Here is a 24,401-nt window from a genome sequence, read left to right as displayed (position 1 = left end):
TATTTTTCGATGGAATATTGCAAAGGGTCCTAAAATGAGGATGTTTAAAGCATAAAGCTGACAGATCAGACCATTTTTTACCAAATAAAGTCGCTGTCATCTATGGGCACTGTGCCTAATAATTCAATAGTAAAGTCTTTGTTGGCAATACTGACATACGTATTGCCATTGGCATAAGAAATTTCGACATCATTTTTGTTAATATTTAAGTGGGAAATATCTATTTTATCATGTCCCTTTTCAAAACCTTCGATAATGTCAGCTGCTGACAGAGTTGAATCTTCAAGTTGGAGATATCGGAAGATATCATCTCCAGCACCACCAACTAGAAAATCCTTACCTTGATTTCCAGTTAATGTGTCATCCTGTTCATTGCCATAGAGGAAATCATCACCAGCCCCTCCAAATAGTTCGTCATTTCCTAGGTTTCCATACAAGTAGTCTAGTCCTTCACCACCAAAAAGTTCATCTGCACCATCATTTCCATGCAGATGATCATCGCCGTCACCACCTTGAAGGATATCATCGCCCCCTAAACCATGAATGGTATCGTTCCCCCTTTTTGCATCAATATGGTTGTTATTAAAATCACCATGGATTGTTTCCGCATTGTCTGTTCCAATTATATCTGGCTCAGGCTCAGGCTCTGGCTCAGGCTCTGGCTCTGGCTCTGGCTCTGGCTCTGGCTCTGGTTCTGGCTCTGGCTCTGGCTCTGGTTCTGGCTCAGGCTCAGGCTCAGGCTCTGGCTCTGGCTCTGGCTCTGGCTCTGGCTCTGGCTCAGGCTCTGGTTCTGGCTCTGGTTCTGGCTCAGGCTCAGGCTCAGGCTCTGGCTCTGGCTCTGGCTCTGGCTCTGGCTCAGGCTCTGGTTCTGGCTCTGGCTCTGGCTCTGGTTCTGGCTCTGGTTCTGGCTCTGGTTCTGGCTCTGGCTCTGGCTCTGGCTCTGGGTTGTTCGATAAAAAGAAATCTGCTTCAGTTAGGTCAACAAGACGCAACAATCGAATAAGCATGTCTTCCCCATTGACGGCAATTAAGGTATAGCCATTCTCAAATTGAAATGATAGATCTTGCCATGTGACGCCAACATTAGATAAATCGATCATATCCTCGTTCTGAACAAAATCTTCAATGGTATCGATATGGTTGAAGGTTGAATCCTGTATAGAGTCAAATCGAAAAATATCTTGTTGTGCGCCACCCGATAAAAAATCCTGCCCAAGCCCTCCTACTAAAATATCATTGCCAGCGTTACCAAATAAAAAGTCATCGCCTGTGTCACCAAACAATCGATCGTTGCCATCATTACCATGAAGTTGATCGTTACCTTGCTGGCCTTGTAAGAAATCGTTACCTTCATTGCCGTGCAAGAAATCATTTCCATCACCACCACTTAAGTCATCATGACCACTATTTCCATGGAGGGTATCATTACCTTCATTACCTAGTAATTGATCATCACCAAGTAAGCCGTGAAGGGTGTCATTTCCCCTTAAGCCAATTATCTTATCAGAAGCCAACGTGCCATATATCAAGTTATCACTGTCATCCCCATGGATTTCACTGTCTGGCTCTGGTTCTGGCTCTGGCTCTGGCTCTGGCTCTGGCTCTGGTTCTGGCTCTGGCTCTGGCTCTGGCTCTGGCTCTGGCTCTGGTTCTGGCTCTGGTTCTGGTTCTGGCTCTGGCTCTGGCTCTGGTTCAGGCTCTGGCTCTGGTTCAGGCTCTGGCTCTGGCTCTGGTTCAGGCTCTGGCTCTGGTTCACGCTCTGGTGCTACCACTGGCTCACCATCAATAAGAGACCAAGTTTTGTCACCATTTGTGGCAATAAATTCATTTGCATCTAACGTCAAAGTAGCCCCATTGGAGAACGTGACTGTTATGGCCTCATTCGTTGGGTTAAAAGCAGAATAAGTAAGGTCACCCTCTTTATTAAACACAGCATAAAAAGGCGTATCCGCAGTAATACTGGTTTCTACTTGTCCTAAAGATTTCATGTTATATAACCAATGAAAAGTATGCGCTTTGCTTTCACCTTCTTCAGGTTGGTAGTTTGGATTAGCCAAAAATTTATCAATTGCTGCATCGGGATCATAAAATGACTGAAATTGCCAAACCAAATCAACCCACTGATTTTCTTGCCCACCATTCAGAGCGATTAGCGATTCATAGTTTGCTTGTGCATCTGCAATGTGATGACCTAAATATAATGCATGGCCAGTTAAGGGCAAATAATTGATACCATGTATATGTTCAGGCTCAGCTGAAAACCAGGTACTATGAGCGCCACCATCTCCCCACACCATGCCAACTTCACCATATAAAAATCCCTCAGGAAACACCACATCATCGACATCAAACCAATATTGCTCAATTGCTTCTTTTTCTGTGGTATGGAGATAGATACCCAACTCCTGAATTTTCGGGTTAGCGGAGAACGCCCCCCACTCAATCAACGCCCCGTTAAAATTCATTGCCTCAGAAGATGACTCGTGATTATTTCCCGCTGCAAATGCACCATGGCCTGAAGCCCAGGAGTGACCCGCATAAGGGTCAAAGCTTCTTAAAAAGGGAAAATTACCCTCTCGATTGAGCCCAGCAACATCCTCAATCAACAAATCAACCATGCCACCCCAATCTTTAGCCCATTGCTGGTCAAACCGTGCGATGGTTGCTGCCGCGTTAACAAAGTAGCCATAATGGAAGTGATGATCATTGATTTGTGTTTCTGAATGGAAGCTAGCGGGTAATCCTTGGAAAACACCCCACTCCTCATTATAATAAAAATGCTTATCTGGCTTTTCTGGCGTACCCTCTCCCACTGTAAACCAGTCTTCTAACTCAGCTTTGATGGTGTTCACAAATTCCTCAAGGGCATCTGTATGGCCAACTTGACTGGCAATTTTCGCAAGCTCAGCTAATTTCGATATTTCTTTGCCAACCCAATAAGTATCTTGACCAGGAATTTTGATAGGTCGCTCGAGTAGTTCTTGATAGGCCAACTCAATCTCATCGTATAACTGCAACTTTTGTGAATTATCCATAAACAATGGCAGATTTGGTAAAACGCCGTGATACTGCATGGTGGTTGAAAAATCACTGCCAGATAACAACTTCATCTCACCACGGGGTGATTGATAGCTATAGCTGGTTAACTCACTATCGGTATTGAGCCACTGATGTCGATATAAACTTAACAGCGGATCGCTTGAAAACCCTGCTTCTTTAAGATCTGTGTGTACTTCAAAATTTGTCAGGACTTCTGACGTTTCCTGATCATAGCTAAAACTAACGGTGGTATCTGTGACAAATGCATAGGCATGCTCTTTGAAAAATAACAACGTATCAATTTCATTGTCTGGTAACACAGCGACAGAGAAATAATTGGCACCATTTAAATCAGATTGAATTTTGCCATCAACAAACTGCCATGTCGCAGAACTGGGAGCAAAAATCCCATAATGACTTCCATTGATGGTTATACCTATCACCCCATCCTCGTGATACCACATATGCCCGGCACCATTCCATAACGATGGACTGCCAGATAGAGCTTCTGCAAACTCAATCACTTCTGTAGCAGGGGCAAGAGTGGCAAGTTCACCATTCGAATGAAGATATAAATTACAATCAGGTATTGGTTCGGAGGTTGTCGTTAAATTATCAAATGGAAGGTGGACTAACGAGCTCACACCTGTTTCCAGTTGTAAGTCCCAATCTCCGAAAGGCTGCCAAACTTCCACTTTTATAGAGGCGTTGTTTAAATCTGCTAACTGACCAAATGTGCTAGCACCATCGCCTCGCTCCTCAGTATGAGTATATGCCTCAAACGTATCAGTGGCAGCATCAAGGGGTATAAAGTCATACGTTTGCGTATAATCATATTGACCACTGCCATCACTATCAATAGAAATTTTAACCTGAGCAACATCACCCACTACACGTGCCTGCTCCCCATAAGCATTGAGTAATATTGAAAACTGGATCTCGCCGCCATTATAATCACCATTAATCCCGTCAATTTCAAAGGTTTTTACGGTGTTATTAGGTTGACCAATGGCATTTAGAGGCGCTTGTTCTATAATTTCAATGCTTGCATTCGCATCTCCATCTCGGATGAAATACACAAACGGCATTCCATGACCAATCGTCGCATTGAACGAGTTTGCGGAGTCACTATCAGACCATTTTGAAGTCACCGTCCAGTCAGAAAAATCATCTACCAATGTATGTTCAGCAGAAAGTCCTTCAATTCCTACTTTTAAGTCAGGACGATAGGCATATTCATATTTCACTGACGGCTTATCTGCTGCATTATGAATAAATGCAGTATCGGTATAACCAATACCTAGACCATCCGCTTCTGCCTTTACTGCCAACGGATGGGCAAATAGGGGAGCTGAATGTTGATCACCAAACATGGGTTGTAGTAAAGAAGACCACCAATCATTTGTTGGAATGGCCCCAGTTATATTATCTGTCACCAAAGGTGAGATAGGTTGACCAGTCCAGTCTTCAACGCCAGAAAACCCAGATTCTAAATCAGTTGTGTAACTACCTTTGCCAACATATATAATACTCATAGGACATCCTTATGTATGCAAACAGCAGATGGATAACTTTCATTATACCGGATATAGCTGCTTAAAATGAGCATAAATAGCACAAATATAGTTAAGTTTGTGTAAAATGATTTATATTTGATCAATGAAGGGGCATGCCAGCCCGGATGAAGTGAAACGAAATCCGGGATGCGAGACGCTCAATATCCCGGATTTCGGCTGCGCCTGAATCCGGGCTGATTTAAAATAAAGAAACTCTGGTTTGGGTAAGAATGGGAAAGCATGCGTAACATACCGCATGGCGGAGCTTTTAGGAAAAAGATATTTTTGAAAATCACCAAACATTTTGTTAGGCTCTTGATTCCAAAACAACAAGGAGTCTGGTGAATGAAGAAGTTTTTGATGCCTGTGTTATTAATGTCTAGTTTTTGTGTGCACTCAGCGACAGCGCTTAGCAATTATCAGGAAGTGATCCATCATTTTGAAGCGGGAGAGGCACTTAAATTACAAGTCAAATTAGATCAATGCGAAGGGCCCACAACGCTGCTAACTGATATCTTATTTACTGTGGATGTGAACCCTGCTATGAAAGTGCGTTCGACTCTTAAATTTTCAACCACGCATTTTACTCGCAATAACCCCAAGCATCCTGGTCAGTCAATTTATGAGTATCTCGTTTATAATCTTGGCGATGATAACGTGCTACATATTACAGCGCAAACCATCTACCCTAATAACTATGAGAAGATAGATTCTGACATGAAATTTAGCTGTGAGATGGGCAAAGCAGCCGTATTTTATGCAAGTAAATAGCCTCATTAAACGTCAGACCCGACTACTAGCAGTCGGGTGAAAAAGGAAGCATACGGATGGATAATCCTATTATCATAGAATTATCCGGGGCATTATTTAGCCAAGACCTGGCCTCAGGGCGTGGAAGGCGCACGCGGTGTTTTTTGGCCATCAGCAGTTGCTTTTGTAGTATCAGTATTTAGTGGGAAAAATAACATATTCCCTTCACGAAATTTATGTGTCTTGACGGAGTGTTTTCCTTGATGTTCTTTCGGATTAACGTCAAGTGCTTCAAAGGCACTGATTGCATTATCAACTCTCATGCGGCGCCTATCGCTTTAAATCCAAGGCGTTTTCCTGTTTTATCCAAATAGCATTAGGTTTTCTGCTTTTGTTTTTTATCATCCAACCAGTGATGTATTTGTGCTGCTAACATGGGCAGTGTCACGGCGCCATGCTTTAGCACTTGATTGTGGAATTCGCGAATATCGAAGTCCGCACCCAACTGCTTTTGCGCCTCGGCCCGCAACGATTCGATTGCGCGTTTGCCAAGCATATAAGCATTGGCTTGCCCGGGCAGCATGATGTAACGGTCTACTTCCCCTTCGATGATGTCATCGTCAACTGCCGTATGTGCTTTCATATAATCGACTGCCTGCTGCCGTGTCCATCCAAATGCGTGAATCCCCGTATCAACAACTAATCGCGACGCACGCATCGCTTCATTTGATAACATGCCCAAGCGTGAAATATCATCCTCATACAAGCCCATTTCATCAGCCAAGCGTTCGGCATAAAGTCCCCATCCTTCACAATACCCTGAATTTCTTAGGAATTTGTTCAATTCGAGCTGAGTCTTATCTTCGGCTTGTAGCGCGATTTGGAAATGATGCCCTGGAATCAATTCGTGGTATAACGTTGCCTCATCATCAATGCGACTGTGTTTGACCGGCTGATAGGTATTCATATAATAGATTCCTGGTTTCAAGCCATCTTCGCTTGGCGGACTATATTCGCCAGGAGCGCCTGTTTTTGCACGGTGCAGTGGATAAGGATGCACTTCTCCACGACTCTTGGGCATCTTATCAAACCACTTTGGGGCTGCCGCCTTCACTTTTTCTAAGGCATGATTGGTATAAGCTAATATGCTTTGTTCATCTGCGAACTCACCGATGGTGTCCTTCTTGGCGCGCGAAAAAACGATAGACATGTCTTCTACGTTATATCGAGCAGCCCCTATTTTGGCAACTTCCTGTGCCAGCTTTTTCATATGCACCAAACCGATTTGGTGAATTTTTTGTGGCGACATCGCAAGGGTTGTTTCTTGTTTTATCCTGGCACGGTAACAAGCTTGGCCATTTGGCAATGCAGAAACACCAATCGATTCACGTGCATTAGGAAGATATTCTTGTTCTAGAAAGGTGATATGCTTTTGCAGTTCTGGATTGATCTTGTTCTTAATCAAATACAACATCTTGCTTTCGAACTGGGGATCGTTCGCACGTTTTGCCATCGTTGCAAACGGTGAATTGGTTGCATTTCCTTCTGTCATTAATTTCAATTGTGCTATCACGCGTTGCACGGCGGGTTTCGGTGCTGTATACCCTTGCTCCAATCCTTGTTTAAGATTTGCAAGTTGTTGGGCTGATAACTCATCAAACTGTGACCAGCGTTTGAGCGCTTGTTGTCGATGCTTTAGGGTATCAACCGGTTGTATTTCAGCAAGCTCTACCATCATGTTATGCCAACCAGCGATTGGGCTGACCTCCCAAAGTTCTCGCTTACAAACGCGAGTATCGATACTATTTTCTAAGGAGGCCTTTAACTGTTGATAGGTAATCCATTGTGGTGTTCCTTCAAGCGTCTTCGGATCGATGCGATTAAGGCGTGCGAGAAAATGGTTTTCCAGTTCTCGCCACTTCTGATAACCCGTCTCGGAATAATCAGCAAAGCGATCGAGTGAAACGTCCGTCTTACCTTCGAATAATCCAGTTTCAGGCCATGCATTCAGTAAAGCTGCTTGGTAATCGCTGGCAATGTTCATGAAGGTTTCGGTTGAATGGTTATGAACAATCCAATAACCGCCAGCGATAGCCAAAGCAGAAAATAACAGCCCACCAGCAAGTAAGCGCGTTCTTAACATCTTAACCTCTCCTTATGTTGCCTATGTCGAAGGATACTTTTTTAACTACTAGCAATACGATAAATAGCGCCCGCATGATCGTCGGATATCAACAAGGCCCCATCCGGCATCTCAAGGATATCTACGGGTCTTCCCCATACTTTACCCCTTTCATCTATCCAACCGTCGATTTCCACTTGATAATTTGTCGCTTTGCCATTCTGGATGGTTAAGCTAGTTACGCGATAGCCAATTTTTTTACTGCGATTCCAGGAACCATGCTCGCACACCAGTAGCTTGCCCTGAAATTGTTTTGCTAATTGCTTGCCTCGATAGAAATGGATACCCAAAGGGGCAACATGGGCCGGTAATAACCAAGCTGGTTTGGTCATAACGAGATTTTTGGGGATGGGATATTGCTGCGGCGTTGGGATATTATCTCCATACACATAAGGGAAGCCAAAATTCATACCTAGTTGCGGCGCATGGTTAATTTCATCGGGCGGCAGTTCATCACCCATCCAATCTTGGCCATTATCACTAAACCATAATTTGCCGGTTTTCGGTTCCCAATCGAAACCAACTGTATTGCGAATACCATCCGCATAAACTTGCCAGTGATCATCCTCTAACTGACGTCTTAATATGGTTCCAAACTGCTTATTATCAGAGAGGCACGAATTGCAGGGAACACCAACGCCAACATATAAATAATTATCAGATCCGAAATGAATCACTCGCAATCCATGCCATGTTTTGTCTGGTAAGTCATCCGTGACTAATTGTAAATGAGCGTCACCCTGATTTGACTTAGGCGTTAATCTAACAATTCGCTGGATTTCTGCAATATAGAGAGAACCTTGATGAAAAGCGACCCCATTGGGAAAATTGAGTTCTTTTGCAATCACATTGACTTCGATAGCATGGGTTAACTCTTGTGAGGGGATTAATGCAGATACTTTATCTCCGGTACTACCAACATAAACAACACCATTGTCTCCCAGCGCCATTTGTCTGGCATTCGGCACAAGTGCATAGACCGTCACATTCAACCCTTGCGGTAGATGTAGCTTGTCTATCGGTAGGTTTGTCGCATGGAGCGATGTCACTAGAAATAAGGTGACTAGGTAAACTAACTTATTTTTCATCATCAAACTTTTGATTGGGCCTGAGATAGTGTAGCCGCATTTTGCATGAGAGTCATACAAATTTTATCAGCTTGACACCCTGGGCTTTGTACCGGACAAAAACTCATATCTAAGACGTGCCCGTGCCCGGTTTTTAATGGGCAGAAATCACTTTTTCCGGTGCTCTGCTTCAAGATCAAAGTTTATCTTTTAATTCTTCAAAATCGGGCACGCTCACGGGCTCGTATTAGTTCTTTGTTTTTTGTCCGGTACAAAGCACCCTGGGGCCATATCTATCAAGCTATCCATAGCGCTACGTTAGACAGTTTGCTGTTAATTAACTAAGGGTTATCTTTTTTAAAATATCTTTATCCAATAATTCATGATATTTTTCGTCCACTATCATAACCACAGGACTTCTATATAACTTTCCACATTGTTCCCCTCGCCCCGGAAACGGGGAGAGGGTGCCCAAAGGGCGGGAGAGGGGTTTTTGAAATGAAATTATATCCTGATGTGTGGTACCAAGTTCGTAAGTCCTGACCAATAACCAGTTTTTATTCTAAAAATGAAATCCATGAATGTCGAACAATTTAAAACAGCGATATCTAAACTAATTGACAAACAATCGACCTTATTGCCTGAAGGGAAAAAAAATAAACGATTTAACTCTCCAAGAAAGCCGCTTGTATGGTCAAAATAATTGCATGTTAGGTAGGCTGTACTATGAAGCTTACAAAGCCTTAAAAAAAGATATGCCCCAAGATGCACTCGATTATTTTGATAGATCGCTTCGTCTTTGTTTTAATCATGCGCTAGACGAGTTCAAGCAAGCTTTAAGTATGGCATCAATGGCTAGAAAAAGATTTGTTCAATCCTCACAACCAATTGGTTATCGCGAAGGATTAGGCTACTTGCTTGGGGTAGGCCATCATCAGAGCTTTTCAAAAGCGATGTATATTCTTGAGGCGCTATCCAAGACAAATGATGCAAAATCACAGTATACCCTTGGATATGCCTATGAACTAAGCGCAAGTACTTTCCAAAGAAATACAAGGAATGGAAGGTAAGTGCTTGAAATCCATCACTTGCCCATAGCCGGTATCTTGTTGCGCCATTCAACAGCACTAGCGCAAGACTCCATACCCAAAAAACGGCTCTGTTGCCCGTGTTAATACAATCTCGCCATAGTAAGGCCATAGGAAACTTTATTTCTTTAAACGGCAACGTAAATAAAATGATACAAGAGGCCAAAAGCAATATGAAACTCTTATCCGCATTAGACTCGCCCTCGCGAGCTAATGTTGGCTATGCTTGCATTAAACGTTAAAGCGCATATTTAATTCAATAGAATTAATTAACAAGCCTTTAATATCATTAGAGCTTGTATAAAACAAAGTTTGTCCCACAGTTCCTGGATTTGTGATAATAGTAGTAGGGTTTGCTTTGAATTGAGAGGTTCCGTATAGACGGTATTGAAGGATGGCCATAGTACTATCACTTACTTGATACGCCATCCCAGCCTTAAATTGATACGCAAATGCAGTACCATATAAAGATGGGCTATTTTGAATAGCAGGAGCGGTTTCAATCAATGGAGTATTGGGATCATCAATGCTTAATATGTCATTTGTTTGTAAACTACCAGCTTTTAGCCAAGCTACCCCGACTCCGGCACTTATTAATGGTTGCCATTTTTGTATGGGGGTAAAATCATATGCCAAATTCGTTAAAAATGAATAAATATGGGCTCGGTTAGAAGCTTTACTAATACGATTATTAGCTTGCTGCGCATATATGGCTAATGTGTCGGCTCTTTGCTCCAACCAATCGTAGGTACCATAGCTATCACGACGAATATTTTGGTATAAAAACTCTAAATCTGCACGCCAATGAGGATTAATATAACCACCAATAGCTGCATTCAAATCAAATCCAGATTTAAATGTGTTATTGATGTTGATGTTAGGCAAGGTAAATAAGCTTGTTCCAACGGCTGTGGGTGTGTATAAAACCGAATTGGAATTGGACGTAAAGCTATCATGAGTATTTGAAAACGAACCGCCTATCCCTGCACTAACATAAAATGCAGTGGGGGAGCTGGCAACTGATCCGGCAGTACCTGCTTGACCAGTTGTTATTAAGCCTCCAAGACACCATAGGAGAAAGGTTTTAAAAATGTGTTTCATAAAGTATAAATCCTATTTAAATCAATATATTACATCATGAGCTATTTTAAAACCACCAGTTTCTATGGTTGCTTACCAATGGGTATCCATTAAGTTTTTTGATGTGGATTGTATATTTGTTGATGCAGCTTGAACGCTACCAGTAAGTAACAAAATTAAAGCAAGAAAACTAAATCGATATTTCATAATAATTTAACCATGCAAGTCCATTTGATAATTAAACCATAGTTAGCTCATTCTAAAAAAATCAACTTTATCTTTATAATCCGAAAGTTTACTGGTTTATCTAGAGCATTGAATAAATTAAAATTAGGGGGCTTATCACCAACTTTTCGCAGAGCGGTAACCGGTTATGATAAATAAGGTATAAAACGGTGGATGATTGCACGCGTCATGGGTTGGATTACCCGTATGTAGTTGCCGCCAATAGATAAATAAATTCTCAGTATCTAGGTACAGCCTCATCCCTAAAAATTAAGCATCCAGTGAACTACGATTAGGTTCACTAGGTGCAATTATCGACACCAATTTATGTTGAAAAAAACGAAAAATGGAGGAGGGGTCAGCGGTGAAATTGATTTTTGCAATTCAATATTATTTTTTTATAGGGAAGTGATCACAGGATTTATTGTGCGTGTGTGCCTTGTTAGATTTATCCTTTTTCATGAGGTTTAATGCGTGTGTAAAAGGCAGCCAAAATAATTTCCCAGTTGAACACATTTCTTTTTGCGCCGGGTCATTATGCAACCCCATCGGAAAATATTCTTTTTTATCGGGTATGTATAGGCTACCAAACAGATAGTCCCAACAGGAAAAAATAAAGCCGTAATTACAATTTAAATGCTTTTCTAAGCTGCTATGATGGATTTGATGCTGTGCTGGGCTGATAAATACGTAGCATAGCCAACGAGGGAAATGAAGCCAAATATGAGAATGCCTAAAATGAAAAATCGTCATATAGAAAAGAAAGAAAAATGCATTCATGCCAGCGATAGTAACTAGGCTTAACTGCTCAACAAATAAATAGCTATAGATTGCTGCAAATCCACTGATAAGAACCACTGATAGGCCAAAGGTCAGTAAAATATCGATGGGGTGCATTCGTTGTGTTGTGATCGGCGTTAGCACCTCGGCGCTATGATGTACCTTGTGAAATTGCCAAAGGATGGTGCTTTTATGTTGCATATAATGGGTAATAAAAATAATAAAATCAGCAACCAAAACAAACGATAGATTGAGTAGTATTTTTGATGCTAATGTCACGGACAAAGGCTTGGATAAAGGACCCAAGTTGTTATTTAAAATGCTCAAGCTCGCTCGATAAATGACCTCTCCTTGAAGTGCTAGAAAAGGGAGCATCGCCATGCTAAAAAGGGATATCCAAATAAAATAAACATAATCAACTTTTGCGGACGGATGCAAATATATCTGTGACGGAAATAAATAATTGAAAAAACGCTTTGGTTTAAGATGTGGCGGTAATTTTATATACATCCCGTATGAAATAATCGTATAGCCTAATACATAACCCCAAAATAAGCGCTCACCCGTTGAGAAGAACGGTAACTGATTGAAATTTTCAATTAAAAATAAATAAATCTTATGCCAGTCAATCATCGGTAAACTCTGGGAGGGACTATTGTAAATATAGCATATTCAGTCTTTCATAGGGTTATTAAAGCTAAGCCTTCGATTGAAAAATGTCATTAGTTAAATTTAAAAGGTCAATGTCCATTCGATAACGCTATTTCGATAACAACCATTATGGCGGCATCAACGATAGAGGGATGCTCCTTAGTGTTTATGATATTCCCATTTTATATCGGATAATAAAATATCTGATCGCATATTGGTATCCATTTACTTTAAATAAATCACCGTTGTTTAACTCGCATAACTTACTGAAAATTCAAGAAATTAAAGAAATGAAAGTTTAGCTTGGATAAATTATCATGATGATGAAAGCTATCAGACGAAAAAAAATCAAACTAATCCCTGCAGGATTATTCATTTCCATCTTAGCGTTTGCTTCCTATTTTTATGCTGAGGTAACACGTTCAGGTTTGTATGGGCCTATTACCGGCACAAAGGTATGGATGACGTCCCATCACAAAACATGTTAAAATGTTCATTTATTTGTCTAAGAGTTGCGATTGGATAAATTTGATGTGGTGATCATAGGCGCTGGAGCAGCCGGCCTGATGTGTGCCATTGAGGCTGGAAAGCGAGGTCGCCGGGTGTTGGTGCTGGATCAATCCAATAAAGTGGGTAAGAAAATTTTGATGTCTGGCGGTGGTCGCTGCAATTTTACCAACTATGATATTGACCCGGATAAGTACATCTCTCGCAATCCCCACTTTTGCAAATCGGCATTGAATCGCTATACCCAATGGGATTTCATTCACTTGGTTGAACGTCATCATATTGCCTATTATGAAAAGACGCTGGGCCAACTGTTTTGTCAAAATAAAGCGTCTGATATCGTCAATATGCTTTTGAATGAATGTGAGCGAGCAAACGTCACCATTCAATTGCAACAAACGATCAAAAAAATTACCCAAACTTCGGATGGCTTCACCCTATCCACATCAAATCAGATGATACAAGCCACAAGCTGTGTCATTGCCACGGGTGGGTTATCCATACCCACGATGGGCTCAAGTCCATTCGGCTATCAAGTGGCTGAGCAATTTGGGATTCCTGTCCATCCGACTCGCGCGGGATTAGTCCCTTTCACCTTACAACCCCATGACAAGGAAATTTTTGCGGATCTGGCAGGTATTTCACTCGATTGTATTGTCAGCTGCCGTGGCCAGTCTTTTCGGGAACAAATGTTATTTACGCATAGAGGCTTGAGTGGCCCTGCCATGTTGCAAATATCTTCCTATTGGCAACCCGGCGATAATTTAACTATCACGTTATTGCCGGATATAGACTGGTCGATGGAAATGGATAAACTTTGTACCTATCACCGGGAAGTAGCCGTCAAGAATGCGTTTTGCGACTATTTTCCGAAACGCGTTGTTCTGACATTATTGCCAGTTCATCTACTCGAAAAAGCCATTAAGCAACTCACCCCAACGGACTGGCAAACTATCATAGCCCATCTCTCACAATGGATAATCAAACCGAATGGCACAGAAGGGTATCGAACGGCAGAAGTTACCTTAGGTGGGGTTGATTGCGATGCGCTATCCTCGAAAACATTTGCCGCACATACCATTCCCAATCTTTATTTTATTGGTGAGGTGGTGGATGTGACCGGATGGCTTGGCGGCTATAATTTCCAGTGGGCATGGTCTTCCGGATGGGCTGCGGGTCAATATGTCTGATGGATTGTACGGGTATATCCATAGAAAGAAAACAGCCTGACTAGCAGGATCGCCTGCAATCTATGTGCTATATTTAAACTATACAAAGAACTAAAAATCAATGGCTTAAATGGCCATGTCTTAAGAAGAGAACCAGAGCGGTCGTTGTGCCTTGTTAACGATTTTTAATAGATTAGAATCGATTTGCAGCGCATGGACAACATTATTTTGCTATCGGAAGCCTTCAAAAAGACATGAATTGGGGTAAGGGATATCATGGGTAAATCTCATAAAGATGCACTAGAATTCGCTCAACAATGGATTGATATCATTCATAAACCCGATGTTAATGAAGACGAAGCAAAATCAATTATTACAGAATCTATCTATAACTTCACAGAGCATTTTAATCGAGGTTGGCTCGAATGTCGAAAATCAATCTTAGAAGCAGGGGATTGGGCGGCCATTGAATGGACTGGTTCGGGTGCACTCTTAAAGGATATTCTAGGACGAGAATTTATCGATTGCTTAGGCGCTTATGGCATGATGGATCTCGGTTGGATGCATCCGGAAGTCATCGACCATGTGACCGCTCAGTTAAAAAGAGCAACCATGCCCAGTCAGGAATTAATCGATCCCTTACGAGGTGCGTTAGCTCGGTTATTAGCCATGATAATGCCAGGCGATATTAAATACAGTTTTTTTGCAGCCAGTGGTACGGAAGCCGTTGAAGGAGCTATCAAACTCGCGAAAATGCACACCCAGAAAAACGGATTTATCGTCGCAGTAAATGGATTCCATGGAAAGACGATGGGTTCACTTAGCATGATGGGAAAACCTGCTTTTCGTGAACCGGTTGGAACGTTATACGGGGGCCCGGTATATCATGTGCCATTTGGTGATGCAAAGGCATTAGAAAATCAATTGGAAATTGCAAAAAAAGTTGGGATTGATATTGCTGCTGTTTTGATGGAACCCATTCAAGGGGAGGCGGGTGTTATTGTCCCTCCCGATGATTATTGGCCCAAAATACGAGAGCTTACTAAACAGCACAATGTATTATTAATTGCCGATGAGGTGCAAACAGGGTTTGGGCGAACAGGACAACTTTGGGGTGTCGATAATTGGGATGTAACGCCTGATATTATGGTATTAGGTAAATCGATGGGGGGCGGCATCATGCCTGTTAGTGCATTTTCCTCAACTGAAGAAATCTGGCAATGTATGATGTACCCTAATCCATTTATCCATACCACCACCACAGGCGGTGGAGCGCTTGCTTGTTGTGCAGCAATTGCAGCGATTAACATCACTTTACGCGATAAGCTGTGGGAGCAAGCCGCTGCAAAAGGCGAATATTTTATCCCCAAATTGGAAGATCTCGCACAGCAGTACCCACAAATCTATCAAACGATCACGGGTAAGGGGTTATTAATCGGTCAACACTTTGTGAGTAAAGAGATTGGATTTAAGGTTGCTGCTGGGCTATTTAAGCGAGGTGTATTGGTCGCAGGTACGCTTTCAAACTCACAAACAATACGCATTGAACCACCGCTTATCATCACGCTCGAGCAACTCGATGCCGTGCTTGACCGATTAGAGGATACTCTCAAGGAAATTGAAAAGACCATTTGAGTTATCCATGTTTAATCATGATATGCCGAATAGCTGTATAATCTTCTAATCCATACATGGACATATCTTTCCCATAACCCGATTTTTTCAAACCACCATGCGGCATTTCACTGCATAACATGAAATGGGAATTAATCCATGTGCAACCGTATTGTAATTCAGCACTCACTTGCATGGCTTTGCTCGCGTCTTTCGTCCACACCGATGAAGCCAATCCATAGTCGCTGTCATTAGCGAGTTGAATGGCTTGTTCGACATCGCGAAAACGCGACACTGAAACGACTGGGCCAAAAACCTCTTTTTGAACTATTTCATCGCTTTGTTGGGCGCCAGCGATGACGGTTGGTTGGTAGAAATACCCGCCGTTTTCAATGGTTGCACCACCGGTGGTGATTTCCAAGTGCTTTTCAAGCCGGCATCGTTCAATAAAGCCCGCCACCCGCTGCTGTTGCACTTCACTCACCAACGGGCCCATTTCAACGCCCGATTCATTTTGGGTGCCTAGTTTGATTTTTGACACCGTGGATGTTAAATCCGCCACAAACCGTTCATACACTTTGTCCTGCACGTAAATCCGGCAAGCTGCGGTACAATCTTGTCCCGCATTGTAATAGCCAAACGTTCGAATGCCTTCAATAGCGCTTTGAATGTCCGCATCGTCAAAGATGATGACGGGGGCTTTGCCGCCTAATTCAAGATGAGTCCGCTTCAATGTTTTCGATGCCACTTCTAACATTTTTTGACCAGTCGCAATAGAGCCCGTCAAAGAAATCATTCGTACTTCGGGGGCGCTGACCAGGCTTTCTCCGACCAGCCCTCCGCGACCAAAAACGATATTAACCACCCCAGCTGGAACGAGATCCGCAATGAGTTCAAAAAAGCGCAATGAGGTGAGTGGTGTGATTTCAGAAGGTTTAAGAACCATGCAATTTCCGGCTGCTAAGGCCGGTGCCATTTTCCAGGCAGCCATCATTAAGGGATAATTCCAGGGGGTGATGGATGCAATCACACCGATTGGATCACGGCGAATCATCGAGGTGTGGCCAGGTAAATAGTCCGTCACAGCTGAGCCGGTTAAGCAACGCGCTGCGCCAGCAAAAAATCGAAATACATCCGCAATTGCAGGGATTTCATCATTGAGTGCCGCTAGGTAGGGTTTTCCGCAGTTTTCAGATTCCAGTCGAGCTAATTGTTCACCGTGTTGTTCAATCAAATCGGCAATTTTAAGTAAAATCGTAGCGCGATCTTTGGGAGTTTGCTTGCGCCATGACGCGAACGCTTTGTCTGCACTTTGTACAGCACTGCGCACTTGTTCAAGACTTGCTTCAGCTATTTTCACCAGTACGTCACCGGTTGCGGGATTATAGACGGATAGTAATTCGCCTTGACCTTCTTCTAACTTTCCATTGATAAGCATTTTTGTTTGCATCGCTTTTCTCCCAGAGCTTATTGCAATCGTGTCTTAAAACGAACGGTGTGACTATTTCATTGTAGACTAGAATATATCCTGTTTCGTATTGCAAGTTAATAAAATTAAATAATTTTATGGACAAACCAAGATTTGTGGGGTAGATTTCTCCGTTTCATTTTCGTAAGTCCTGTTAATTAATGATTTCTTGTCTTGAGCGCAACTCGTTCACAAGAATGACTGTTATTGGAGAGGTTTTTTGAAAAAGGGATTTTTGTGCTTGCTGCTGATCGTTAGTAGTCAAATTTTTGCGATACAACATTCACATCAAATACCCTCGTTTTTTGCAGAATTATTAATGTGGCAGGTCCGAGAAGTCAGTGATGATAATTGGGGTCAACTGCTTGGGCCCGTAGGGACATATCAACAAAATCAATTTTTAAGCATTCCATTTGCCTTTAGCCCAGGTCTTCGAGTTGGTTTTGGACTGCACAACGAGGAGCGACCTTGCAATATCCTCGTGTATTATACCGGCTACCAAACCCGAGGAAAAAATCACGTTGCTACCAATAATGGTGAAGTGCACTCAGCGTATCTTGGTAACTTTTTTGCTCAAAATTTAAATGGGGCAGGCCTGTCCGGACCATACTATAAACAAGCGGGAATCAATTGGCAGGTTCAATTACATTCGCTTGATCTTGAACTGGGGCGCTCAATTATCATTGATAACCTTGTCAATTTGAGACCCTATGTCGGACTCAAAGGAAGTGCCATTAGGCAATCCTTGAAGACCAATTGGCAAAGGCCTTTTAATAATACCACTAAAATGCCAATCACTACCTTTTCCTATGCCAATGAAAATATAACGAATAATTTTAAAGGGATTGGTCCCTCGGTTGGTTTGAAATCAACTTGGTATCTTGTTCAAGCGCCAAAACAAGCCTTAAATTTGAGGGGTGATTTCTCCGGTGCCTTTTTATGGGGTAGGTGGACAATCACCGATGTTTATCAAAACAACACCCCCGTTTCGATTACCATCCAAAACGATAAGATGTCAACCGGAGCACCCATGGCGCGCGGCTATTTAGGGTTAGAATGGGCCAATGCCTTTAACCATGCCAATCTAACTATCCGCATTGGTTATGAAGGGCAGGTCTGGTTTAATCAGTTGCGCTATTACTCATTTGATATGGGACGGACTAATGATTCTCTGTTTTTCCACGGTGGTGTATTCGATGTTAGTTTGCATGTTTAAGTTGCGATTTAGAATGAAAGTAGGACAGTTTATTGGTTTTGTTTTACTAACAATCATGAGCGCTATGGGCTCAGCGTCCGGGCAAGTTACCTTGTTTGAAGACTTACTCTATTGGCATACCTCACAACAATCGTCATCACCGTGGGCTTATCAGCAAACAAATAACCGCCCACCAGGTGCCGTTTATACAGAGCCCAATGCCTATTTTCGTTGGAGTCCTGGGGGAAGAATCGGCATACTTTATACCCCCCAATCGTTTTTTGATACCAAACTTTATTGGACTTATTTTTCTACCAAAGCGCTTGAGTCGATTACCGCCCCTCCAGGCCAATTTTTTGTTCCCGAATTTTTTAATGGGTTTACAACAGCGAACTTGTATAATTCGGCCCAATTGGATTGGCGGCTTATCATGAACATGTTTGACGCGGAAGTGGGGCATGCGTTTCAGCCCATCGATACACTCACAGTCCGACCTTTCATTGGGGTGAAGGGTGGCACGATCAATCAATCAATCCACTCAGACTGGCAAGCAACTCTTTTAAATATACAGCTCTATTCTGCCAAAGAAAACTTAAAAAATAACTTTTGGGGCATAGGCCCAAGTGTTGGCATCGATACTATCTTTTCACTGTTTAAGAATGTAACCCTGCAAAGTGATTTTTCAACAGCGTTATTATGGGGACATTGGGATGTTCAAGATGTGTATAAGGGACCTGGGCCATTGTTGAGCTTTATTCCACAGACCACCATTCGAACGAATACCAAAAACGCCATGCTTGGTTCGTTCATGGCACGTTACTTTTTGGGCCTTGCCTATACTTATCAAGCAAAAGCGACGGTGATTATTAAAGCAGGGTATGAAATGCAGTTTTGGAGTAATCAGTTAAGGTTGCCGATGTTTCAAGCGCTTCCTGTTCATGGTGATTTGACTTTACAAGGTGGTACATGCGGTATTTTAATCAAATTATAATGGTCGTTGGTTTATTGTTTTCATCCTTGAGCCACGCCATCGAGTATTATGCGGATGTGCTCTATTGGCAAGCGTCTGAAACAGTGGATTGGTCGTTGACCAATAATTTAAGCCTGCCAAACCAACGCATTTCCTACAACACCATTGCTTTTCACTTTGCGCCAGGGTTTCGAATTGGGGCTGGCATGCAAAACGAGGCGTGGATTGGCCGATTATTGTATACCTACTATCATGTGAATGAACATGACTCAACACAAGGCAATGTTATCTCAGCATTCCTTCCAGGAAAATTTGCTGAGTCAATTTATCAAACAGGGCAGGTTAACTTTGTTATTGATTTTCATATGGTGGATTTTGATCTGTACAAACAAATTAACCTGGGGGAGCAAGTTATTTTTCGCCCACTCATTGGTCTCAAAGCAGGTGCCATTAAACAACAGGTTAATACCCGCTTTCAGGGAACCCTGATTGTTTTAGAAAAAGTATCCAATGATTTTTCCGGTGCTGGTCCGAAAGTTGGCATCGATGGACAATGGATTTTTTATACAACCGATAATATACAATACAGTCTAGCTGGTGAAGTATCATCTGCATTTATGTGGGGGAAATGGTCAATCCGGGATAGTATGACCCAAAATAACTCCCCCCTAATTAGTTCTGTTCAACTTGGCAAACGAAACATGGGGGCATTGCAATTACAAGGATTAGTTGGGCTTAAACTCCAATATAAAAACGCCACGGTCAAAATCGGCTATGAGGTTTCAGATTGGTTTAATCAATATCAGGTCTTTGATGATGGAACGGGAACTCATACCAATGACTTAGTCCTACAAGGGTTAACCGTTGCGATGACAATTCGTAGTTAAATACCAGAATACAAACATAGGCATACCCATTCGAGGTTGGTAGCCAAGTCCCTCTGGGATAAAAGTCAGCGCTACAACAAATGACTACATTTGCTTTTGCTCTGTATGGATTCTTTTATAATGTTGCCAATTTTTATAGCCGATAGAACGTGATAATAAGTAATCCACGGCGTCTTTGACGTCATCGTTGCTACAATTGACACAGCCTCCTTGTGTCGGCATTCGATTAAATCCATCAATGGATCGCTGATATAAGTTTTCAAGCCCTTGTGACTTAAGACGAAATAACCATCTTGCTTTATTACCTAATAGCGTTGCTCCCATTTTGCCATTTTGATGGCAAAATGCACATATTTGTTGATAGATTGCAGCCCCCTTTGCATAATGATCATTTGATTCTATCCCGCTTAAATTGGCTTCCAGAAGCGGCTTTGATTTAACAGTTTTTAAATAAATTGCGATGTCTTTTAGTACGCCTTTAGGCAAGGAGCTTAAACTATTTCTATACACTTCTGCCATGGGACCTACATAATTGCCCGCCCCAAATAATAACTTACCATCCTTTAAAGAATGATAGAGTTGATTGGCTGAGGCATGTTGAAGTCCTATCTTCGATAAATTGGGCGCATAATAGCCTGCTATGAATTGACCACCAAGGTAATAATCCTGTTTAGGCATGCTCAAAAGGTTTGCCGGGGTATGACAGGCACCACAATGGCCTAATGCGTCAACATAAACCTTTCCGGGTAAAGTGCTTTTTGGAAATGTTAGCGGCAAAGCAAAATAGTTCCATATCTTCATACTCCACCTCGCTCCCCATAAATTATAGGGGAATTCGGGTTTGCTATTCTCACGGTACACCTTTGGTATGACGCTTAAATAGGCATAAATTGCCTGTAGATCATCCTCATTTAGTTGCGCAAAATAAGGATAAGGGAATGCCGGAAAATAATGCGTATTTTTTGGGGATATTCCTTTGGTCATCGCTTGTTTAAAGTCATCTAAGCGCCATTTTCCTATCCCAGTAACTGGATCAAACGTTATGTTGGTTGAAGGAAGACGACCATAGGGGGTTTCTATCCATTTACCGCCTGCAAAAGCTTCTCCGGAATCAGGGGTATGACAGGATAAACAATTCCCTATTTTGACTAAAGTCTCCCCTCGAGAAATCATCGGATTGTCTTTATGCATCTCAATGTTGGGATAGGATAGTTGGATATTGCTGAGGGAATCCGTTGGTATTTGATATCTGCCGGGTAAATAGACGAAGATATAAGCCAAAAAGATGAACAATGCCATGCTGATAGAGATAAGAAATAGACAAATTTTTTTTAGCATCTCCTTATACCCCAATGATTCTTACTTATTTATCAAAATAAAGTCGACCTGATTCGCAAAGATTCTACTGACAATCTTGTGAGCCTTCAACATGGGTGGATTAAATCAAGACAAAGATTGGCGGGTGTGAAATAATTGGCCTCATTACGTCAGATTTGATTAATCCACCTATTTATCCAGATCGAATAACTTTGAGCAAAGTTGAAAGCATAATACCGATCCAATCACGGCAATCATGATGGGCATGAGAAAACTCAACTTCATCGGCATGAGCTCGAACATCAAGATAATCGCTGTAATTGGCATTTTTTGCGCGGCAGCCAAAAAGGCCGTTGCACCGACGATGGCGAAGTTTTTGAATTGAATACCAGGCCAGAGCAAATCCCAACATCCTCCAAGCACCACACCAAGTAACGCGCCATTCGCTAACGAAGGGGTCAGTAATCCGCCATAACTCCCTGAGCGCAAACTGGTATAGGTGATTAACACTCTTAGCAATAAAAGCGTAAAACTTAAACCTAACCCAATGGCATCATTAAACTCTAATTGCACGGGGCTTTTGCCATTGCCTAACAAAGCCGGAAAATAAATGGCGAACGCCCCGATCATGATATAATTAAGCATGCTATAAATGGGCAATTTCCTGCCGGTAGGTGCTGCATTGCTCGCTTGATTGGCAAGTCTAATAAACCAATAAGCGGTTATACCAAAGATTGGGCCTGTTAATCCTGCCCATAGCAATAACAATTGGCTGAAATGTTCATGGGCGACATGGTATTGCAGCACATTGCCTAAGCCAATCCAGGAGATGAGAACTGCAATGGCGGAGCTGGCAAAGGCTGGCAGAAGCACAGTCCAGTTCATGGTGAAAACTAAGACTTCCATAACATACAGGGCACCAGCCAAAGGGACATTATAGATAGCACCAAAAGCAGCCCCTGCGCCGCAAGCGACCATGATTTTTGTGTCTTGCGTACTTAACCCTGCTTTCGCAGAAATCCATTGCGCACAAACCACACCAAATTCACGCGGTGCTCTTTCACGCCCTAGTGGAGAGCCCATACCAATTGTGATAATTTGTAACAGCCCGTTAAAAATAGTGGTCCATCGTGGCATACGAGTATTTGTTTTCACCGCGTTAGCGATACTCACTAGCCCTTTCCCATAACGATGCACAGCCCACCAGCCAAATCCCGCAATAAAACCAGCTAATGTAAGCACCATAATGCGCCGCATGGGCGAGGCTTGATAGACAAGTTGCAAAAAAGATTCATGACTAACCACGTCAAAAGGACTTAATCCATAGGAAAGATGCTGCACGGCTTTCAGTAAAAGTGCCATTATCATGCCAATACACCCCGAACCAATGCCAATCAAGACCGTGACAAAACAAAGGGTGATTTGTCGTTTTGATGGGCAGCCAAGGGGTCGCTTATTAATAGTCACAATGGTTTGTTGTTAATGAACGTTAGCAACTAGATTAGCAAAGTTTTAGGCTTGGTTGCAAAAATATTAATGTTAACAGTAGGTTATTGTCTCGTTAGACTGCCTGTGGCCAGAGTTAATCCTGTATTATTTGAGGCCGAGCATTTCGTCTGGAACAGAGCTACCATAGGCAAAATGGCTATTGACCACACTGCATAATGATTTTTCTTCAAAGGTTGCATGATTTAAATCTTCTTTTGCACAACGTTCATGAATTGCGTTTAACAAATTCTTTCGGGTAGCTGCTTTGTCTGTTGCTTCATTTGCTTTTTTTAACAGCTCGTTTTCCTTTCTTAGTCTCTCATTTTCTTTCATTACGGTATTAACCTGATTTCGCTGTTTGACGATTTGTTGCTTTTGTAATACATATAGGCGCTTTTGCCAACACAGTTGATCACAATCGTCTGCCCAAATCGGCATTGAAAATAGCATCATTGCAATAGCTGTGATAAATGGATATCGGTTCATTTGCTTACCTAATGATTGATGTTAATTAAGGCTTTCAGCCCGTCGTTTTAGTTACTATACTCGATTTTAAATGAATTAAGGACAACAAATAAAGTGTTCTATAATCTAACTGTTTTGGTTATAGTATCAACTACATAATTCTTAATGATAAGTGATAATGCCATGACAACATTACCTAGCTGCCCAAAATGCGATTGTGACTATACCTACCAGGATGGAAATTTATTCATCTGTCCTGAATGTTCTTACGAATGGGATATAGAAACAGCTCAAGGCACAGCTGAACAAGAAAATATTGTGCAAGATGCCTATGGGAATGTATTAAATGATGGCGACAGCGTTACTGTTATCAAGGATTTAAAGGTCAAAGGCACTTCTTTGGTGGTTAAGGTTGGAACGAAAGTAAAAAATATCCGCTTGGTTGAAGGGGACCATGACATTGATTGTAAAATTGATGGGATTGGTGCCATGAAATTAAAATCGGAGTTTGTCAAGAAATCCTAGGACTTGCTCCCATTTCATTCGCTAGCATTATGTTGCATCTGAAAATTTGAATCAAGATAGTGTTGTCTATAACAATTCATTATAGCAGGATCACACTTGAGAACATAAATTTACCAGTTCAAATAGAAAAATAACAAGTATTCAGGTAAAATGATGCCTAAGTTAACTTAATAATGACTGCGATGCCTCGTTTTTTCAAAAGAATCTCCGGAGAAACTGATCTTGTCCAATGTGATAATCAAAAAGATGCACAGTTTATAGAAATGTATTGGAACATAGAGGCCTGGGCCTAAGTAATCCACACAATTTTTGAACAAATAAATTCGGGATAATTTTGTGCATTAAATGAGCTAAAAAAGAGTTTGTGTTACATGATGA

Annotated in this window: 19 protein-coding genes; 9 read left to right on the top strand and 10 right to left on the bottom strand. The window is 41.9% G+C overall.

The window, feature by feature from the left end:
• Positions 1 to 77 precede the first annotated feature (77 nt).
• Positions 78 to 4,574: a glycosyl hydrolase gene (locus AB3348_RS10865; RefSeq protein ID WP_367607645.1), complete on the bottom strand. Its 4,497-nt coding sequence runs from the start codon at positions 4,572 to 4,574 to the stop codon at positions 78 to 80.
• Positions 4,575 to 4,940: 366 nt separating this feature from the next.
• Here AB3348_RS10865 and AB3348_RS10860 point away from each other — a divergent pair, with 366 nt between their 5' ends.
• A complete protein-coding gene (locus AB3348_RS10860; RefSeq protein WP_367607644.1) occupies positions 4,941 to 5,366 on the top strand; it encodes a VirK family protein in 426 nt (141 codons plus the stop codon).
• 113 nt (positions 5,367 to 5,479) lie between these two features.
• Here AB3348_RS10860 and AB3348_RS10855 read toward each other — a convergent pair whose 3' ends face one another.
• The 3 genes from AB3348_RS10855 to AB3348_RS10845 are packed head-to-tail and all read right to left on the bottom strand — an operon-like array spanning position 5,480 to position 8,618.
• The gene (locus tag AB3348_RS10855; protein WP_367607643.1) at positions 5,480 to 5,668 is read right to left on the bottom strand and encodes a hypothetical protein; all 189 of its coding nucleotides are present in this window, start codon (positions 5,666 to 5,668) and stop codon (positions 5,480 to 5,482) included.
• Between the two features lie 53 nt (positions 5,669 to 5,721).
• Complete coding sequence (locus AB3348_RS10850; protein WP_367607642.1) at positions 5,722 to 7,488, bottom strand: DUF885 family protein; 1,767 nt, start codon at positions 7,486 to 7,488, stop codon at positions 5,722 to 5,724.
• 41 nt (positions 7,489 to 7,529) lie between these two features.
• Positions 7,530 to 8,618 carry a sorbosone dehydrogenase family protein gene (locus tag AB3348_RS10845; RefSeq protein WP_367607641.1) on the bottom strand — a complete coding sequence of 363 codons (1,089 nt, stop codon included), beginning with the start codon at positions 8,616 to 8,618 and terminating at the stop codon, positions 7,530 to 7,532.
• A gap of 553 nt (positions 8,619 to 9,171) precedes the next feature.
• Here AB3348_RS10845 and AB3348_RS10840 point away from each other — a divergent pair.
• Together AB3348_RS10840 and AB3348_RS10835 are read left to right on the top strand one after the other, a co-directional pair.
• On the top strand, positions 9,172 to 9,297 hold the full coding sequence (locus AB3348_RS10840; RefSeq protein ID WP_367607640.1) for a hypothetical protein: 126 nt from the start codon (positions 9,172 to 9,174) through the stop codon (positions 9,295 to 9,297).
• 4 nt (positions 9,298 to 9,301) lie between these two features.
• Positions 9,302 to 9,664 (top strand): hypothetical protein, encoded by a 363-nt coding sequence (locus AB3348_RS10835; RefSeq protein WP_367607639.1) that lies wholly within the window; start codon positions 9,302 to 9,304, stop codon positions 9,662 to 9,664.
• Between the two features lie 249 nt (positions 9,665 to 9,913).
• On the opposite strand, the gene AB3348_RS10830 is transcribed toward AB3348_RS10835, so the two are convergent.
• Positions 9,914 to 10,783, bottom strand: a complete 870-nt coding sequence (locus tag AB3348_RS10830; RefSeq protein ID WP_367607638.1) for an outer membrane protein — start codon at positions 10,781 to 10,783, stop codon at positions 9,914 to 9,916.
• Between the two features lie 594 nt (positions 10,784 to 11,377).
• Positions 11,378 to 12,400 carry a sterol desaturase family protein gene (locus AB3348_RS10825; RefSeq protein WP_367607637.1) on the bottom strand — a complete coding sequence of 341 codons (1,023 nt, stop codon included), beginning with the start codon at positions 12,398 to 12,400 and terminating at the stop codon, positions 11,378 to 11,380.
• Between the two features lie 536 nt (positions 12,401 to 12,936).
• Here AB3348_RS10825 and AB3348_RS10820 point away from each other — a divergent pair.
• Together AB3348_RS10820 and AB3348_RS10815 are read left to right on the top strand one after the other, a co-directional pair.
• Entirely contained in the window at positions 12,937 to 14,115 is a 1,179-nt protein-coding gene (locus tag AB3348_RS10820; protein WP_367607636.1) for an NAD(P)/FAD-dependent oxidoreductase, read from the top strand.
• A gap of 255 nt (positions 14,116 to 14,370) precedes the next feature.
• Positions 14,371 to 15,729 (top strand): aminotransferase class III-fold pyridoxal phosphate-dependent enzyme, encoded by a 1,359-nt coding sequence (locus AB3348_RS10815; protein ID WP_367607635.1) that lies wholly within the window; start codon positions 14,371 to 14,373, stop codon positions 15,727 to 15,729.
• 1 nt (position 15,730) lies between these two features.
• On the opposite strand, the gene AB3348_RS10810 is transcribed toward AB3348_RS10815, so the two are convergent.
• A complete protein-coding gene (locus AB3348_RS10810; RefSeq protein WP_367607634.1) occupies positions 15,731 to 17,158 on the bottom strand; it encodes a gamma-aminobutyraldehyde dehydrogenase in 1,428 nt (475 codons plus the stop codon).
• A gap of 238 nt (positions 17,159 to 17,396) precedes the next feature.
• Between AB3348_RS10810 and AB3348_RS10805 the strand changes: the two genes are divergently transcribed.
• The 3 genes from AB3348_RS10805 to AB3348_RS10795 are packed head-to-tail and all read left to right on the top strand — an operon-like array spanning position 17,397 to position 20,228.
• Complete coding sequence (locus tag AB3348_RS10805) at positions 17,397 to 18,392, top strand: Lpg1974 family pore-forming outer membrane protein (RefSeq protein WP_367607633.1); 996 nt, start codon at positions 17,397 to 17,399, stop codon at positions 18,390 to 18,392.
• On the top strand, positions 18,385 to 19,362 hold the full coding sequence (locus AB3348_RS10800; protein ID WP_367607632.1) for an Lpg1974 family pore-forming outer membrane protein: 978 nt from the start codon (positions 18,385 to 18,387) through the stop codon (positions 19,360 to 19,362). The genes AB3348_RS10805 and AB3348_RS10800 overlap by 8 nt, the downstream gene beginning before the upstream one ends.
• Complete coding sequence (locus tag AB3348_RS10795; protein WP_367607631.1) at positions 19,338 to 20,228, top strand: Lpg1974 family pore-forming outer membrane protein; 891 nt, start codon at positions 19,338 to 19,340, stop codon at positions 20,226 to 20,228. Before AB3348_RS10800 ends, AB3348_RS10795 begins: the two co-directional genes overlap by 25 nt.
• A gap of 84 nt (positions 20,229 to 20,312) precedes the next feature.
• On the opposite strand, the gene AB3348_RS10790 is transcribed toward AB3348_RS10795, so the two are convergent.
• From AB3348_RS10790 to AB3348_RS10780, 3 genes are all read right to left on the bottom strand, one after another.
• Positions 20,313 to 21,566: a c-type cytochrome gene (locus AB3348_RS10790; RefSeq protein ID WP_367607630.1), complete on the bottom strand. Its 1,254-nt coding sequence runs from the start codon at positions 21,564 to 21,566 to the stop codon at positions 20,313 to 20,315.
• Positions 21,567 to 21,734: 168 nt separating this feature from the next.
• A complete protein-coding gene (locus AB3348_RS10785) occupies positions 21,735 to 23,012 on the bottom strand; it encodes a chloride channel protein (protein WP_367607629.1) in 1,278 nt (425 codons plus the stop codon).
• 126 nt (positions 23,013 to 23,138) lie between these two features.
• Entirely contained in the window at positions 23,139 to 23,519 is a 381-nt protein-coding gene (locus AB3348_RS10780) for a hypothetical protein (protein ID WP_367607628.1), read from the bottom strand.
• A 162-nt stretch (positions 23,520 to 23,681) separates the two neighbouring features.
• Here AB3348_RS10780 and AB3348_RS10775 point away from each other — a divergent pair, with 162 nt between their 5' ends.
• Positions 23,682 to 24,023, top strand: coding sequence for a zinc ribbon domain-containing protein YjdM (locus AB3348_RS10775; RefSeq protein WP_367607627.1), 342 nt, complete (start codon positions 23,682 to 23,684; stop codon positions 24,021 to 24,023).
• The last annotated feature ends 378 nt before the right edge of the window (positions 24,024 to 24,401 follow it).

Source organism: Legionella sp. W05-934-2 (assembly GCF_964199965.1).
In the GTDB taxonomy this organism is placed as follows: Bacteria; Pseudomonadota; Gammaproteobacteria; order Legionellales; family Legionellaceae; genus JAFIFT01.
Note: the sequence above shows the minus strand (reverse complement) of the source record. Positions and strands in the feature narration are given on the sequence as shown.

Bases quoted from the DNA above. Each gene is read 5' to 3' on its own strand.
- AB3348_RS10790 (WP_367607630.1), bottom strand. From the start codon at position 21,566: ATGCTAAAAAAAATTTGTCTATTTCTTATCTCTATCAGCATGGCATTG.
- AB3348_RS10850 (WP_367607642.1), bottom strand. From the start codon at position 7,488: ATGTTAAGAACGCGCTTACTTGCTGGTGGGCTGTTATTTTCTGCTTTG.
- AB3348_RS10780 (WP_367607628.1), bottom strand. From the start codon at position 23,519: ATGAACCGATATCCATTTATCACAGCTATTGCAATGATGCTATTTTCA.
- AB3348_RS10810 (WP_367607634.1), bottom strand. From the start codon at position 17,158: ATGCAAACAAAAATGCTTATCAATGGAAAGTTAGAAGAAGGTCAAGGC.
- AB3348_RS10865 (WP_367607645.1), bottom strand. From the start codon at position 4,574: ATGAGTATTATATATGTTGGCAAAGGTAGTTACACAACTGATTTAGAA.
- AB3348_RS10830 (WP_367607638.1), bottom strand. From the start codon at position 10,783: ATGAAACACATTTTTAAAACCTTTCTCCTATGGTGTCTTGGAGGCTTA.
- AB3348_RS10835 (WP_367607639.1), top strand. From the start codon at position 9,302: ATGTTAGGTAGGCTGTACTATGAAGCTTACAAAGCCTTAAAAAAAGAT.
- AB3348_RS10795 (WP_367607631.1), top strand. From the start codon at position 19,338: ATGCGGTATTTTAATCAAATTATAATGGTCGTTGGTTTATTGTTTTCA.
- AB3348_RS10825 (WP_367607637.1), bottom strand. From the start codon at position 12,400: ATGATTGACTGGCATAAGATTTATTTATTTTTAATTGAAAATTTCAAT.
- AB3348_RS10775 (WP_367607627.1), top strand. From the start codon at position 23,682: ATGACAACATTACCTAGCTGCCCAAAATGCGATTGTGACTATACCTAC.
- AB3348_RS10860 (WP_367607644.1), top strand. From the start codon at position 4,941: ATGAAGAAGTTTTTGATGCCTGTGTTATTAATGTCTAGTTTTTGTGTG.
- AB3348_RS10815 (WP_367607635.1), top strand. From the start codon at position 14,371: ATGGGTAAATCTCATAAAGATGCACTAGAATTCGCTCAACAATGGATT.
- AB3348_RS10855 (WP_367607643.1), bottom strand. From the start codon at position 5,668: ATGAGAGTTGATAATGCAATCAGTGCCTTTGAAGCACTTGACGTTAAT.
- AB3348_RS10840 (WP_367607640.1), top strand. From the start codon at position 9,172: ATGAATGTCGAACAATTTAAAACAGCGATATCTAAACTAATTGACAAA.
- AB3348_RS10845 (WP_367607641.1), bottom strand. From the start codon at position 8,618: ATGATGAAAAATAAGTTAGTTTACCTAGTCACCTTATTTCTAGTGACA.
- AB3348_RS10800 (WP_367607632.1), top strand. From the start codon at position 18,385: ATGTTTAAGTTGCGATTTAGAATGAAAGTAGGACAGTTTATTGGTTTT.